The organism is Streptomyces sp. NPDC127117, assembly GCF_042677325.1.
Classification (GTDB): domain Bacteria; phylum Actinomycetota; class Actinomycetes; order Streptomycetales; family Streptomycetaceae; genus Streptomyces.
Genome location: NZ_JBHXTM010000076.1, coordinates 1 through 14,528, shown reverse-complemented (window position 1 = coordinate 14,528; position 14,528 = coordinate 1). Strand labels below are relative to the sequence as shown.

The window sequence follows — 14,528 nt, the reverse complement described above, 5'->3', positions numbered from 1 at the left end:
GAACAGGTTCATGCCGCGTTCCGAACGAGAGTCGATGATCATCATCGGCGCAGGGCTGGGCGGTCTGTCCACCGGGTGCTACGCCCGGATGAACGGCTACCGTACCCATGTCCTGGAGATGCATGAACTGCCCGGCGGCTGCTGTACGGCCTGGGACCGCGGCGACTTCAGACTGGATCCCTGCGTCAGCTGGCTCCTGGGCAGCGGCCCCGGCAACGAGATGCACCAGATCTGGCTGGAGCTCGGTGCGTTGCAGGGCAAGGAGATCCGGCACTTCGACGTGTTCAACGTCGTACGCGGCCGGTGCGGCCGGGCCGTGTACTTCTACTCCGACCCCGACCGGCTCCAGGCCCATCTCACCGAGCTCTCGCCCGCCGACGCGGCTCTGATCGGGGACTTCTGCAAGCAACTGCGCGGCTTCCGCAAAGCCCTGACCGTCTATCCCTTTCTCAGACCGGTCGGACTGATGCCGGTGATGGAACGCTGGCGCATGCTGGCCTCCTTCATCCCGTACTTCAACGTCGTACGCAAATCCATCAACGTACTGATGACCGACTACTCGGCGAGGTTCAAGGACCCGCTGCTGCGCGAGGCGTTCAACTTCATCCTCTACGAGAAGCATCCGGCGTTCCCCGTACTGCCGTTCCACTTCCAGCTCGCCTCGCACGCCAACCTCTCCGCGGGCGTCCCGGAAGGGGGTTCGCTCGGGCTGGCCGAGTCGATCGAGCGGCGCTACCGCAAGCTCGGCGGCGAAGTGACGTACAACGCCAAGGTCGAGGAAGTGCTCGTCGAGGACGACCGCGCGGTCGGGGTGCGGCTCAGCGACGGACGCGAACTGCGCGCCGACATCATCGTCTCGGCCTGCGACGGACGCACCACCATGATGGACCTGCTGAAGGGCCGCTACCTCAACGAGGCGTACCGGCGCCTCTACACCCGCACCATCCGGGAACCCGGCATGGTGTTCCCCGGCTACTTCACGCTCTTCCTGGGCCTGCGCCGCGACTTCCCCGACGCCGACCCCTGCACCACCTATCTGCTGGACGAGACGGAAGCGGCCGGACTGACCGGCATCCGGCATCCCAGCATCAACGTCCAGTTCCGCAGCCGGCACTACCCCGAACTCTCCCCGCCCGGGACGAGTGTCGCGTACGTCACCTACTTCTGCGACATCGCCCCCTGGCGCGCCCTGGACGAAGGCCCGGAACAGGCCACCCGCAGCCGGGGCGGCCAGGAACTGCACACGCTTCCGGTGCGCCACGGCCGCGGGTACTACGCGGCCAAGCGCCGGGCCCGCGAGACGCTCGTCGCGTTCCTGGAGCGGAAGCACCCCGGCATCGCCGACGCGATCGCCGTCCGCGATGTGTCCAGCCCGCTCACCCAGGTCCGCTACACGGGCAACTACGACGGGACGGTGCTCGGCTGGCAGCCGTTCGTGGAGAGCGGGGAGACGCTGGAGAAGCTCATCAAACGGCACGGCCCCGGCCTGCCGGGGCTGCGGAACTTCTACCAGTCCGGCGTATGGGCGACCACCGGCGGCCTGATCCGGGCGGCGGCGGCCGGCCGGCACGTCATGCAGTTCATCTGCCGCGACGACGGCCGCCCGTTCACCGCGTCCATCGACGAGAGCGGCCCGTCACCGACCCATCGGGTCATCGAAGTGGGGCCCCGGCCGGCATCGCGGTCCGTTCCGGAGGGCCGAGCGGCTCCTGTCGAAAGTGAGGTAGCGCGATGAGGGCCAGGAAATGGGTGGTGCGCGAGCACATCGAGGGCGTCCCCGATGTCGAGCGGATCTACGGACAGGTCGAGGAGGAGATCGACACCGAACTCGCGCCGGACGAGATGTTGCTGAAGACGCGCTACGTATCGGTGGACCCCTACCTCCAGGGCATCGCGCTGGACACCCCGCTCGGTGCGCACATGGGCGGCGACTCGATCATGGAAGTGCTGGAGGCGGGGCCGCTCGCCGCCCACCGCCCCGGTGACCTGGTGCAGGGTTTCGGCGGCTGGCGCACCCACCTCGTCAGCAACGGCGCGGCCACCCCGTGGCAGACGGGCATGTTCCCGATGGTCTTCCCGGCTTTCCGCCGCCTTGACCCCGACTGGTACGACGACGCGCTGCCGCTCCACACCGCACTGGGCGTCATGGGCGGCCCCGGCATGACCGCCTGGGGCACCCTGACCAAGTTCATGTCGATCCGCCCGGGGGACACCGTCGTGGTCAGCGGCGCCTCCGGCTCCGTCGGCTCACTGGTCGGCCAATTGGCCAAGCTCGCGGGCGCCCGCGTGGTGGGCACCACATCGACGCCGGAGAAGGCGGACTACCTCGACGAGCTGGGATTCGACGCGATCGTCGTCTACCGCCACGGCGACAACAGCGAGGCCGTGCGGGACGCGCTGCTGTGGGCCGCGCCGGACGGCGTCGACAAGTACTTCGACAACCTGGGCGGCACCGTCACCGACGCGGTGTTCTCCATGCTCAACGTCGAAAGCCAGGTGGCCGTGTGCTGGCAGTGGGCCACCCAGGTGGGCCGCGAAGTCACGGGGCCGCGACTGCTGCCCTACATCATGTTCCCGCGCGCCCACATCCGGGGCATCTTCTCGCTGGAATGGTTCACCGAACAGAACTGGCGCGCGCTCCACGACGAGCTCGGTGGCCTGGTCCGACGGGGCGAGGTGCGCTGCAGACACACTCTCCACCAGGGCTTCGAGAACATCCCGGACGCCTACCGGAGTCTCTACCGGACCCCCGGCGCCAACCGGGGCAAGGTACTGGTCGAACTCTGACCCCGGCTCCGCACAACAACCGTAACTGCTTGCCCGAGTCCAGTAGTTCGCCGAACCCGCCGAACCCGCCGATGCCTGGAGGCCCCGTGTCCTGCCCCGCCGAAGCCCACGTCCGCCCCGGGCCGCCCCTGCCCCCGCTGCACCGGCTGGACTTCGAGCCACCCGGCCCGCCCAGGCCCGTCGATTTACCGGACGGGAACAGGGCCTGGCTGGTGAGCCGTTACGATGATGTGCGCATGGTCCTGACCGACAGCCGGTTCGGACGCGCCGGGCTCCACGCGCCGGACTCCCCGTCCCTGTCGGGCGAATCCGGCCTGGTGAGCAGCCTCGACCTGATCTTCAACCAGGACGGCGAGGACCATCTGCGGCTGCGTCGCACCATGCGGCGCGCGTTCACGCCCCGGGCCGTCGCCCGCTGGCGGCCCTGGATCGCCAAGATCGTCGAACAGTGCCTGGACGAACTCGCGGACTGCGCACGCCCGGCAGACCTGGTGGCCGGGTTCACCCTCCCGCTCCCGGTCGCCGTGATCAGCAGACTGATGGGCCTGGACAACGAAGCCCAGGAGCGGCTGCGTCACTGGAGCCAGTACGCCTTCTCCGACGGCTCCCACCCCGAGGAGGAAATGGCGTCCGCGCTGGCGGAGTTCGCCGCATTCGGAGCCGAGCTGCTGGCCGGGCGGCGCAGGGCGCCGGGCGACGATCTGCCCAGCGTGCTGGTCCGGACGGCGGACGAGGAGGGCGGCATCCCCGAGGGGCAACTCGTCGACTTCGTCTGCGGGTTGGTCGTGGGTGGCCATGACAGCACGATGACGATGCTCAGCAATTCGCTGCTCTATCTGCTCGGAGAGCGCCCGGAGGTCTGGCCCAGGCTCGGGGCGGACGAAGAGGCCGCCGGCGTACTGGCGGATCGCCTGCTGCACCTGATTCCGCTCGGAGACGACCGGGGTACCGCACGTTATGCGTCCACCGACACGGAGGTCGGCGGCGTGACGATCCCGGCGGGCTCGGTGGTTCTCGCCGACTGCGGCGCGGCCAACCGCGACCCCGAGGTGTTTCCGCCCCGGCCGCTCGACGACCTCTTCGCCCCCCTGGCGGCGCCCACCCTGGCGTTCGGGGCGGGCGCGCACTACTGCCTGGGCGCCTGGGTGGCGAGACTGGAACTCCAGCTGGCCCTGCACCGGCTCGCCGCACGCTTTCCCGGCCTGCGCATGGTCCAGCCCGCCGAAGAGGTGGAATGGCACCTGGGCACCACCTCCCGCAGCCCGCGGCGGATCACCGTCACCTGGTAGCGGCGACGCCCGCGGTACGGGAGGTCAGCCGCGGGGCTCCGGCCAGTCCTGGGCCTGCGCCCATGCGGCGTAGGAGGTCCAGGGGACGGTGGGGAAGTGCGTCCGCAGCGCCGCCAGGTCCACCTGGTAGCCACCGCTCACAAAGAAGCTGTACATGGCAAACATGTCGGGGTTCGCGGTGCGTAGGTCCTCCAGCGAGGACTGGCGGAACGCGACCGTGCCACCTGCGGCCCGCCCGATCTCCTCGGCCATCCGGACCGGTGTGGGATCGTCGCCCGCCACCTCGATCCGCTGTCCGGTCCAGCGGTCCGGATCCGCGACCACCGCGGCGACGACCCGCCCCAGGTCCTGCCGTGCCACCTGTTGGAGGGGAATGTCGCCAGGCATCGGCATGGTGAGGAGACCGGCGGCCACCTCCTCCCGGGAGCCCAGGGCATTGTCGTAGAAGTACGTCGGTGCCACCACCGTCGCCGGCAGTCCCGAGCGGGCGAGCAACTCCTCGGTCCTGGCCTTGGTCTCGAAGTGCGGGACACCGGTGTCCCGGTCCGCACTGGCGACCGAGGCCAGCACCAGGTGGGGGAGTGCGACATCGGCCGCCGCCCGTACGATGGCCGCGCCCTGGGCGACCTCGGCGTCCAAGCCGTCCTGGAACGGGGTCGTGACGGCGAAAGCGGCCGCCGCGCCCCGGAAGGCCTCCGCGAGCGAGGCCGCGTCGAACAGATCGCCCGGCACGACCTCCGCTCCGGCCGCCGCCAGCGCCCGGGCCCGCCCGCTGCCGGGATCACGCACCACGGCCCGTACGGCACGGCCCGCCTCCAGCAGGGCGGCGACCACCGCGCCACCCTGCCCGCCGGTCGCGCCGAGCACCGCTGTCGGCATGAGGTCTCCGTGCACGTGGTCTCCCTGATCGAGCGATATGGGTCCATGCTGACCCGGGGATGGCCTGCCCTGCCACCGGAAGGGAGCCGGCGGCGTCGGAGGTGATGTGCCGGATGGCGGAAGGCTCAGCCGCTGGAGCCGGAGCCGGCGGCGTTGCGCCAGACGGTGAGGTCCAGCGTCAGGTATTTGCTGGGCGACTCCTCGCCCGAAAGACCCTGGATGGTCACGAGGCCCATGTGGCCCGTACCCGTCGTGACACAGATCTGCCTGCCCTTGGAGACCGTGTTGAGGTAGATGGTCTCGGTGAACCGGGTGTCCGCGCGGCATGCCTCCAGGGATCCCTCCTGTCCCGGGTCGAGCAGCACCAGGCTGCCGCCTGTGGTCTCGGCGTCGAGGTATCCGCCGGTGTCGTAGGAGAGTTCGTACCCACCGTCCTCACCCTGCTGGGGCCGGACGTTGTCGTCCCCGAGTGTCAGGTGGTAGCCGGCCGTCAGGTTGATGCCCTTGTATTCGACGGGCTTCGCCTGGGGCTTGGTGCTCGGCTCGGAGTCGGCCTGCCGGCCCCCGTTCTGCTTCCCGGTCGCTTCGCTCGTCCGCTTGCTGCCCGAAGAGCCGTCCGCCTGATTCCCCTGGTCGTTGTTCTTGAGCAGGAAGTACAGCGTGCCACCGGCCACGACACCGAGGACCAGCGCGGCGGCGATGGCGGTGACCGCCCGTCGCTTGCCGGAACCCTCGGGGCGCTGGGGCGCCTGGGGCCCGGGGCCGCCGGGGTAGGTCTGCGCCTGCGACGGCATCTGGGTCGGGGCGTACGCGTGGGCATGCGCCTGGGCCGGCCCGTGTCCCTGGGACGGATGGGGCACCTGGTACGGGGGCTGTGGCTGGGGCGGTACGGGCGAGGGCTGCGCCGTCTGGGTGGGCTGCTGCGCCACGGGCGGACCGAAGCCCTGCGGCGGGGTGGCCGGGGCCACCGGAGCGGTGGGGGAGTACCCAGCGGGCGCGGTGGGGGCGTAGGCAGCGGGCGGGGCGGCGGCCGGGGGCGGCGGCGTCTGGACCGGGGCCGGGGCCGCCGTGCGCACCGTGATGTCGGCCGAGACCGGGGCGGGCAGCCAGTCCTCGGGGCGGCGCAGCACCGTCTCCGCGTTCGCGGACTGGCAGAGCGCGATCACCTCGGCGATCGACGGCCTGGCCGCCGGGTCCTTGGCGAGGCACCGGCTGACCAGCTCCATCAGCCGCTCCGGCACGCCGGTGAGGTCGGGCTCCTCATGGACGATCCGGTAGAGCACGCCGTGCGAGGTTCCCTCGCCGAACGCGGGCGAGCCGGTCGCCGCGTACGCCGCCACCTGGCCGAGCGCGAAGACGTCGGTGGCCGGGGTCACCCTGCGCCCGGCCGCCTGCTCCGGTGCCATGAACGAGGGGGTGCCGATGGTGACGCCGCTGCCGGTGAGCGAGGTCGCGTCGGCCGCGTGGGCGATCCCGAAGTCGATGACGCGGGGGCCGTCGGCGGCGAGCAGCACGTTGGACGGCTTGAGGTCACGGTGGACGATGCCCGCGCCGTGGATGACGTGCAGGGCCTCGGCCATGCCCGCGATCAGCAGCACCACCGTCTCCACCGGCAGCGCCCCGTGCGCGACGACCGCGTCGGCGAGCGAGGGGCCCGGCACGTACGCGGTGGCCAGCCACGGATGGGCGGCGTCGGTGGCGGCGTCGATCACCGGCGCGGTGAACAGGCCCTGCACGCGCTGCGCCGACTTGACCTCCTGCGCGAAGCGGCGGCGGAATTCGGCGTCCTCGCCGAACTCGGGCCGGATCACCTTGATGGCCACCGGCCGCCCCCCGGGTGTGTACGACAGGTACACCTTGCCCATACCGCCCGCGCCGAGCTTGGCGGCGAGCCGATATCCGGCGATGGTGGTCGGGTCGTCTCCCCCAAGTGGCTGGAAGACCTGTGAGGCGCTTCCCGGGTCCGGCTGCTGACCACTCATCACTAACGTCTCCCACGCAGAACGTCGATATCGAAACGGCACCCTATACAAGTCCGGGCCATCGGTGCCCGTTCCGGCCAGGTGCTCAGGACCGGGAGGACGTCGTGGGGGACGGGCCCGGTTGCAGATCCGGTTCACGGGGCAGTCTGCGGGCCGCGTAGGTGCCCGCGCCCGCCGCCAGCAGCATCACGCAGCCCGCAAAGATCAGCCCCGCCTGGCGCAGCCCGAGCCAGGTCGCCAGGGCGCCCACGCCGACCACCGGCAGGGAGATCCCGCCGTAGGCGACGACGAAGAAAGCCGAGATGGTGCCGCCGCGATGCTGTGCCGGGGCCGCGCCGCTGATCAGGGTGAGCGCGGCACGGAAGGCCAGCCCCTGGCCGGTGCCGCCGCACAGGGCGCCGAGGACGAGCAGCAGCAGGGATTCGGCGACCAGTGACGAGGCCACCAGCAGCAGTCCGACGACGAGGATGCCGCAGCCGACCGGGAGCGCGAGGCGTGCGCCGATCCGCTGGGACAGGGACTGTCCGGCGGTCGAAGCGAGGAACACGGAGAAGACCACGGCACCCGAGACCGCCAGATTGCGCACGCCCAGCGTGTGCGAGGCGAAGCTCGGCGCGACCGCGGTGAACAGGCCGAGAAGCGCGAAACCGGCGAAGGCCGCCAGCGAGGCGGGCAGGAAGACGCCCTTCACCTCGGGGGGCACGGAAAGGCCCTGCGGCCTCAGACGCGGCCGGCGCTTCGGTTCGGCGACGGTCTCCGGCAGGAACCAGGTGATCCCGCAGGCCAGGGCCACCAGACCCAGATGGACCCAGAACGGCAGCGTCAGCGGCCAGGGCGTGTACTGCGCGAGGAACCCGGAGAGCAGCGGGCCGCAGCCCAGACCGCCCATGTTCGCCGCGGTGGCGGCGAATCCCGCACGCGCCTTGTGCCCGGGTGCCGCCAGTTCGATCACGGCCGCCGTCGCCGCGCCGCTCAGCAGACCGGCCGCGCAGCCGGACAGCAGTCGCCCCGCGAAGAGCAGCGGCAGACCGCCTTCCAGCAGGAAACACCCCGCACTCGCCGCCGACAGGCCCAGGGCGCACAGCAGCACGGGTCTTCGGCCGGTCTCGTCGGAGTAGTTCCCCGCCACCAGCAGCACCGTGATGACCGCGACGGCGTAGACGGCGAAGACGACCGTCACCATCAGCTCGGAGAATCCGAGCTGCTCCTGGTAGAGCCCGTACAGCGGGGTGGGCAGGGTGGTCCCGGCCATCCCGATGGCGAATACCAGGGCGGCAGCCACGTAGCCGGGCCGCCATCCGCCGCCGGCGCTGCCTGTGCATTCGCGAGCACTCACACACATCACCTCGCGACCGATGCCCGGGCGCGGCCGGGCCCGGAGGGGTCAGTCCCAGAGCTCGTGTGTCATGACCCGCTCGGTGTATGCCGGCCTGCCGTCGGTGTAGACGAGCTGCATCCGGGTGAACTGCCGCAGGTGGGGATCGGTCTTCCAGGTCTCCGGGCGGTCCAGCCGGATGATGACGGGGTAGGTGTGGAACTTGCCGGCCGCGCAGTAGGGCTCGCAGTCGTTCACCGCGTCAAGTGCCCTGCCCGCGGCGGATGTCGGTCCCCAGTGGGACCAGTGGATGTCGATGAGGCGGTTGTTGCCGTCACCGCAGGCGAGCAGGAAGTCGCCCGGGCGTACCTGTGGGTTCGAGAAACAGTCGACGGCCACCACACGGGCCGGTGAGCGGGACTCCGTGGCTGCGGGTGCTGACGCGGAAGCGGATGCCGGTACGGGAATCGCCGCCGCGAGTGCCGTGGCGGCGCACAGCATGATCGCTGTCCTGAATTTGCGTGTGTGCATGTCGGCTCCTCGGCTGCCTCATGTCGGGCCCACGCCGACCGGCGCGGTCGTCGTCGTGGCGCCCTTCTTCCAGCCGTCGTCCTGAAACGACAATATGGCCACACCCAGTGATACACCACCCGCACGGGCTATAACAGTGCAAAACTGGCATGAAAGGTGCATCGTGTGCTTCTGGCGCCAGTGTGCTTCTGAAGCCGGCAGCTACGCCCCTGAAGCTCGTCACCGACCGGGCGGTACGGGCGGGGCCGTGCGCAGTGTGCGGGGCGCGGGCTCCGCGTGCTCCGCGGCGGCCTCCCATTCCGCACGGCTGGGGCCCTCGAACCGGGGTGTGAAGTCCGGGTGTTGGTCCAGCCAGTGCGCAAGCCGGGCGCGTACTTCCTCGGTGCCGTACGCCTGATCGGCGGTGAGAAGGAGGTGGCGGACCTTCGCGCGTGCGCGCATGACCAGCGGGTCGTCGAACGCGCAGGCGGCGAGGGCGGCCCGCTCGCGGGCCGGGGCGCTGGGGGATTCCGCCGACACCCGTGCGGGGTCGGCGAGTTGAGCCGCGTCGGCCCGGTCGGCTGCGACCTGGGCGTCGAACCGTACGCGCAGGGTCCGCGCCAGCCAGCGGTGGTATTCACCGGTGAACGCCGCCGGCTCCGAGGCGGCCCCGGCGTGGTGGGCCACCCACTGCGCCGCCTCCAGGGCCATGGCCACTCCCTGCCCCATTGTGGGGTTGGTGTACGCGACCGAGTCCCCTACACCGACGAGGCCGGTGACCACGGGCCCGTCGGCGTCGGTCAGCGCGGTCCAGCGATTGTGCAGGCCCCCCATGGCAAGCACTCCGGAGACCGCCTCGGGCTCCAGCCCCAGCCAGGCGGCGATGGCGGGAAACGTTCGCCCGACCCTCTCGAACACCGCGGGGTCGCGCAGCGCCGCTCGGGTGGGGTCGGTGGTGGACACCGTCAGGGACGCCGCGAAGATGCCGTTGTCGGACGGGAACACCCCGCCGACGGCGAAGGCCGAGGACGAGCCCGCCTTGACACGTCCGGGATCGCGCGGCCCGTCGGGGCGCAGCCGGTACCAGCGGCAGAAATACGCGATTCCTACGCGGTGGTTCTCCACGACGGCCTCCCGGCAGCCCTCCGCGGCGAGCCACCGGGGCACCGGGGACCGGCGGCCTCCGGCGTCGAGCACCAGATCCGCATCGTGCGTCCGTGCCCCGGACCGTACGCCCCTGACCAGCGGAATGTCGCCGCGCCGGTCGACGAGGAGCCCGTCGACCGGCTCCCCGAGCCGCACCTCGACACCCGGCTCGCGGTGCACCGCGTCATGCAGAACGGCCTCCAGTACGATGCGCCGGGTCTGGATCGTCACCAGATCCTCGTCCCCGGGGCGGGCGGGGCCGCGCTCGTCGAACCAGTCGAGTTCGTTGCGTTCCCGGGCCCCCATGCGCAGCATCGCGCCGTACACGTCCGGAACCTCGGCGCGCAGTACGGTGCGGACCGGGGCGAGGAGGCCGTGCGGCTGGACCGCCTGCGGCACACCGGGGCGGTGCCAGTCGAAGAAGTCCCGGTCGAGATCCGGTCCCGGCCGGCGGCCGTCCCGCTCGAACAGGGTCACCGGGTGACCCCGGCGCGCCAGGAACAACGCCGCGGCCAGGCCGCCGATCCCGCCGCCGACAATCGCAACCCGCGTCAATGTGGTTCCCTCCACGCCGTGTTGCGAACCAACCGTATCCCAGTCTCCGCGGGGCCGGTCGCCGCGGGTGACCAGGTGGCGCGGCAAGGGGCGTGGGCGGAATCAGCCGCGCTCCACCAGCCGCTCCGTCGCCGACCGGGCCATGCGCAGTGCGCTCGCGCGGTCCGCTCCGCGCTGGCCGAGGACCACCCGCGTGCTCAACCCGTCCAGCAGGGCGAGGAGTTCGGAAGCGCGGACCGCCGCATCGAGGTCCTCGGCGAAGCGGCCCTGCCGCACTCCCTCGGCGAGGAGTGATTCGAGGTCCTCCTGCCAGCCGCGATCGATCTCCGCCTGGGCCTGCCGAAGCGGCTCGTTCGACGCCGTGCGCGCCCACAGCTCGATCCACAGGGTCCAGCGCGGATCGCGCGGCCCACGGGGGAGGTACAGCTCGACGAACTGGCTCAGCTTGCGTACGGCGCCGGCCCGGCCGGCCAGCAGCACCCGGCGCTCCTCGGTGAGCGCGCTCTCGCTCCAGCCCAGCACCTCCAGGAGCAGCCGGTCCTTGCTGCCGAAGTAGTAGAGGATGTGGCCGCCGCTGGTGCCGAGGCGTTTGGCGAGTGCCGACATGGTGAGTGCGGCGAGGCCGTCCTCGGCGATGGCCGCCATCGCCTCCTCCAGCATGCGTTCCCGGGCCAGATGCCCGTCCCGCCGTCGCGCCGTCGCTGCCACGCCGCCCCTCCTCTTCCGTGAACCCCGTGACGACCTTACGGGACACCCGACGGGCCATCGATTTCGACGGAGGTCTTGACGTGCCCCCGGAGACACATCTTGAATGCCGTTCTAACTTTTAGAACGGCATTCAAAGTGCTCGGTCCGGTGCTCCGGAGCATGCACGGATGAGGGGCAGGCCGCATGACGCAGCAGGAGTCGACCGTGAGGGCGCCCGGCGGGACGATGGCCACCGACCAGGTCTTCCAGGTCGAGACCAACGGCATCGAACCGGTCCCCGACGAGGACCGCCACGGCAGCGCCAAGGATCTGTTCTGGCTCTGGTTCGGCTCCAACCTCACCTTCACCTACGTCATCAACGGCGCCCTGGCCGTCGCCTTCGGGCTGTCCTTCTGGCAGGCGACCGGGGTCGTCGTCATCGGCGGACTGGCGTTCTTCGCCATCAGCGCCGCCGGACTGAGCGGCGTGCGTACCGGCACCGCCACCCTCGTGATCTCCCGCGCCCCCTTCGGCGTACGCGGCAACTGGCCCGCGGGCATGCTCAACTGGGTGGTCAGCATCGGCTACACGATTCTCAACACGGTCGTGGGCACGCTCGCCCTCGAAGCGTTCTTCGCCGATCTGGGATGGGTGTCCGGCCACACCGGGCGGGCCCTCGCCCTGCTGATCACCCTCGCACTGACCTTCGTCGTCGCCCTCTGGGGCCACGCCACCGTCCAGTTCGCCGAGCGCTGGATCGCGTACGTCCTGGCCGTCGGTTTCGCCGTGCTCCTGGTGTTCCTGCTGCCGGGCGCCGACACCGGCGGGGTGGCGGCCCGGCCCGGGGCGTCCGGGTGGAGCCTGGCCTTCGTCGTGATGCTGGCCGGGCCGTTCTCGTACGTCCCGATGCCCGCCGACTACACGCGCTACCTGCCGAGGACGACCTCCCTGCGGTCGCTCACCTGGTACGGGGCCCTCGGGGGCTTCGTCTCGTCGGTCGCGCTGGGCGTGGCCGGGGTGGCCGCCGCCACGCAGACGGACATGACCGACGCCGTGGCAGGCACGGAGAAGCTGCTGCCGGGCTGGTTCCAGCCGCTCTTCCTCGCCCTGGTGCTCGGCGGCTCCGTCACCAACTCGATCGTCACGCTCTACTCGTCGAGCCTGAACCTCCAGGTGCTCGGCGTCCCGTGGAGCCGCTCCAAGGCCATCATCATCAGCGCGGCGGTCACCGCGGCCGGCTCCCTGTGCGCACTCTTCCTCACCGACTTCACCAGCTCACTGCTGTCCTTCCTCTCCCTGCTGATCATCGTGTTCGCACCCTGGGGCGGCGTGTTCCTCACGGACATGATCATGCGCCGCTGCCGCTACGACGCACCGGCACTGCACGCCGGCCCGGACGGCGCCTACTGGTACCGGTCCGGCTACCACCCCGCCGGCATGACCGCACTGCTCGTCGGCATGGTCTTCGCCGCGCTCACCTGCGATTCCGAGCTGTGGACCGGCCCGTTGGTCGCACCGCTGGGCGGCGCCGACCTGACCCTGCTCGGGTCCGTCGTCTCGGGGCTCGTCTACTGGGCGCTCGCCCGGCGGACCGTCGCACCGCACACCGCCCTCTCCTGACCCGGCCCTGCCGAGTCACAGCACCGAACCACCTGCCCAGCGAACGCAACACCGCACCGACCGCACCACAAGGAGTCACCGCACATGGCCAGCCCCGCCCGCCCCGCCCACCTCGTCCTGCGCAACGCCCGCATCCACACCGTCGACCCGGCGTTGCCCGAGGCGCAGGCCATGGCGGTGGTCGACGGCCGCATCGCCTGGCTCGGCTCCGACGAGGAAGCGAACGGGTGGACGGGAACCGAAACCCGAGTGATCGACGCCGAGGGCAAGTTGGTACTGCCCGGCTTCGTCGATGCCCACAACCACGTCCGGCTCGGCTCGGACGACGCCTGCGTCCAGCTCTCCGGTGCCACAACTCTCGACGAGGTCCATGCCCGCATCCGCGCCTGGCACGCCGCCAACCCCGACGCCGAGTGGATCGAGGCGGAAGCCTTCGACTACTCGGCCATCCCGGACGGCCGGATGCCCACCACCGCCGACCTCGACCCGGCCACCGGCGACGTACCGGCCTTCGTGCTCAGCTACGACGTGCACACCGCCTGGGTCAACACCGAGGGCCTGCGCGCTCTCGGCATCGACCGCGACCACACCCACCTGCCGTTCGGCGAGGCTGTCACCGACCCGGCCACGGGCGAACCCACCGGATTCATCAAGGACTTCGCGGTCAAGGGCCTCTCCCGCGACGGACACCGCGCCCTGAAGCAGCTGGGCCTGCCGTGGGCCTCGGCGGACCGGCAGTACGGGCGGCTCGCCAAGTCGCTGGACGACGCCATCCGCTTCGGCATCACCACGGTGGTCGAACCCCAGAACTCCCTCGACGACCTCCCACTCTTCGACCGCGCCCGCTCCGAGGGCCGGCTCAGGTCCCGGATCGTCGCCGCCCTCTTCCACCCGCGCGGCACCACGGACGCCGACCTCGACGACTTCGCCACCGCCGCCCACCACTACGACGACGACCGCATCCGGGTCGGGCCGCTCAAGCTATACATCGACGACGTGGTGGAGCCGCGGACCGCGGCCCTGCTGGAGCCCTATGCGGGCTGCGGCAGGCACCGGGGCAACACCTTCTACCCGCCCGCGGAGTTCGCCGAGTTGCTGACGAAGCTGGACGCCCGAGGCTTCCAGTGCTTCGTCCACGCGACCGGCGACCGGGGCATCCGTACCGTACTGGACGCCGTCGAGCGGGCCCGCACGGTCAACGGGGAGCGGGACGCCCGCCACCAGGTCGTCCACGTCGAGTGCCTGGATCCCGACGACACCCCGCGGTTCGCCGCCCTCGGCGTGGTCGCGTGCATGCAGCCCCGCCACTGTGCCCCGGAGGTGGCCGGCCCCGGCAAGGACTGGGCGGAGAATGTCGGGGCCGAACGGTGGCACAAGGCGTGGCCGATGCGCAGCCTGCACAACGCCGGGGCCGTGCTCGCGCTCTCCAGCGACTGGAACGTGGCCGAGATGGACCCGATGGTCGGCATCCACACCGCGGTCACCCGTCGCCCGCTGGGCGGTGGCGAGCCCTGGATGCCGCAGGAGACGATCAGCGTGGAGACCGCGGTCCACGGCTACACGATGGGATCTGCCTACGCCAACTTTCTTGAGAACGAACGGGGTTCGCTGACCGTCGGCAAGGCCGCCGACTTCGTGGTCCTCTCCCGCGACATCCTGCGCGCCGCCCCCGAGGACATCCCCGGCACCGTGGCGGAGACCGTCGTGGTCGGTGGTGTGGTCGAGCACACCGCGTGAGTGAACCCGACGGCTCCCGGC

At 71.1% G+C, this 14,528-nt stretch carries 11 protein-coding genes; 5 read left to right on the top strand and 6 right to left on the bottom strand.

Annotated features, from left to right (window positions below):
- Nucleotides 1-10 precede the first annotated feature (10 nt).
- From ACFVH0_RS37125 to ACFVH0_RS37115, 3 genes are all read left to right on the top strand, one after another.
- Complete coding sequence (locus ACFVH0_RS37125) at nucleotides 11-1,735, top strand: phytoene desaturase family protein (protein WP_385827631.1); 1,725 nt, start codon at nucleotides 11-13, stop codon at nucleotides 1,733-1,735.
- On the top strand, nucleotides 1,732-2,787 hold the full coding sequence (locus ACFVH0_RS37120; RefSeq protein ID WP_385827629.1) for an MDR family NADP-dependent oxidoreductase: 1,056 nt from the start codon (nucleotides 1,732-1,734) through the stop codon (nucleotides 2,785-2,787). Before ACFVH0_RS37125 ends, ACFVH0_RS37120 begins: the two co-directional genes overlap by 4 nt.
- 71 nt (nucleotides 2,788-2,858) lie before the next feature.
- Complete coding sequence (locus ACFVH0_RS37115) at nucleotides 2,859-4,076, top strand: cytochrome P450 (RefSeq protein WP_385827627.1); 1,218 nt, start codon at nucleotides 2,859-2,861, stop codon at nucleotides 4,074-4,076.
- A gap of 24 nt (nucleotides 4,077-4,100) precedes the next feature.
- Here ACFVH0_RS37115 and ACFVH0_RS37110 read toward each other — a convergent pair whose 3' ends face one another.
- The 6 genes from ACFVH0_RS37110 to ACFVH0_RS37085 all read right to left on the bottom strand — a co-directional run bounded on the left by ACFVH0_RS37110 (nucleotide 4,101) and on the right by ACFVH0_RS37085 (nucleotide 11,171).
- Nucleotides 4,101-4,955: an NmrA family NAD(P)-binding protein gene (locus ACFVH0_RS37110; protein WP_385827625.1), complete on the bottom strand. Its 855-nt coding sequence runs from the start codon at nucleotides 4,953-4,955 to the stop codon at nucleotides 4,101-4,103.
- A gap of 125 nt (nucleotides 4,956-5,080) precedes the next feature.
- Entirely contained in the window at nucleotides 5,081-6,937 is a 1,857-nt protein-coding gene (locus ACFVH0_RS37105; RefSeq protein WP_385827623.1) for a serine/threonine-protein kinase, read from the bottom strand.
- 85 nt (nucleotides 6,938-7,022) lie between these two features.
- Nucleotides 7,023-8,273 (bottom strand): MFS transporter, encoded by a 1,251-nt coding sequence (locus ACFVH0_RS37100; RefSeq protein ID WP_385827621.1) that lies wholly within the window; start codon nucleotides 8,271-8,273, stop codon nucleotides 7,023-7,025.
- A 48-nt stretch (nucleotides 8,274-8,321) separates the two neighbouring features.
- A complete protein-coding gene (locus ACFVH0_RS37095) occupies nucleotides 8,322-8,783 on the bottom strand; it encodes a hypothetical protein (RefSeq protein WP_385827619.1) in 462 nt (153 codons plus the stop codon).
- 219 nt (nucleotides 8,784-9,002) lie between these two features.
- The gene (locus tag ACFVH0_RS37090; protein ID WP_385827617.1) at nucleotides 9,003-10,463 is read right to left on the bottom strand and encodes an NAD(P)/FAD-dependent oxidoreductase; all 1,461 of its coding nucleotides are present in this window, start codon (nucleotides 10,461-10,463) and stop codon (nucleotides 9,003-9,005) included.
- Between the two features lie 102 nt (nucleotides 10,464-10,565).
- On the bottom strand, nucleotides 10,566-11,171 hold the full coding sequence (locus tag ACFVH0_RS37085; protein ID WP_385827615.1) for a TetR/AcrR family transcriptional regulator: 606 nt from the start codon (nucleotides 11,169-11,171) through the stop codon (nucleotides 10,566-10,568).
- 183 nt (nucleotides 11,172-11,354) lie between these two features.
- Between ACFVH0_RS37085 and ACFVH0_RS37080 the strand changes: the two genes are divergently transcribed.
- Complete coding sequence (locus ACFVH0_RS37080) at nucleotides 11,355-12,770, top strand: purine-cytosine permease family protein (protein ID WP_385827613.1); 1,416 nt, start codon at nucleotides 11,355-11,357, stop codon at nucleotides 12,768-12,770.
- Between the two features lie 84 nt (nucleotides 12,771-12,854).
- The gene (locus tag ACFVH0_RS37075) at nucleotides 12,855-14,507 is read left to right on the top strand and encodes an amidohydrolase (protein WP_385827611.1); all 1,653 of its coding nucleotides are present in this window, start codon (nucleotides 12,855-12,857) and stop codon (nucleotides 14,505-14,507) included.
- Nucleotides 14,508-14,528: the final 21 nt, after the last annotated feature.

What these genes read in the sequence shown, in the direction of transcription:
- ACFVH0_RS37125 (WP_385827631.1), top strand. Translation starts at nt 11, where the DNA reads ATGCCGCGTTCCGAACGAGAGTCGATGATCATCATCGGCGCAGGGCTG.
- ACFVH0_RS37120 (WP_385827629.1), top strand. Translation starts at nt 1,732, where the DNA reads ATGAGGGCCAGGAAATGGGTGGTGCGCGAGCACATCGAGGGCGTCCCC.
- ACFVH0_RS37115 (WP_385827627.1), top strand. Translation starts at nt 2,859, where the DNA reads ATGCCTGGAGGCCCCGTGTCCTGCCCCGCCGAAGCCCACGTCCGCCCC.
- ACFVH0_RS37110 (WP_385827625.1), bottom strand. Translation starts at nt 4,955, where the DNA reads ATGCCGACAGCGGTGCTCGGCGCGACCGGCGGGCAGGGTGGCGCGGTG.
- ACFVH0_RS37105 (WP_385827623.1), bottom strand. Translation starts at nt 6,937, where the DNA reads ATGAGTGGTCAGCAGCCGGACCCGGGAAGCGCCTCACAGGTCTTCCAG.
- ACFVH0_RS37095 (WP_385827619.1), bottom strand. Translation starts at nt 8,783, where the DNA reads ATGCACACACGCAAATTCAGGACAGCGATCATGCTGTGCGCCGCCACG.
- ACFVH0_RS37080 (WP_385827613.1), top strand. Translation starts at nt 11,355, where the DNA reads ATGACGCAGCAGGAGTCGACCGTGAGGGCGCCCGGCGGGACGATGGCC.
- ACFVH0_RS37075 (WP_385827611.1), top strand. Translation starts at nt 12,855, where the DNA reads ATGGCCAGCCCCGCCCGCCCCGCCCACCTCGTCCTGCGCAACGCCCGC.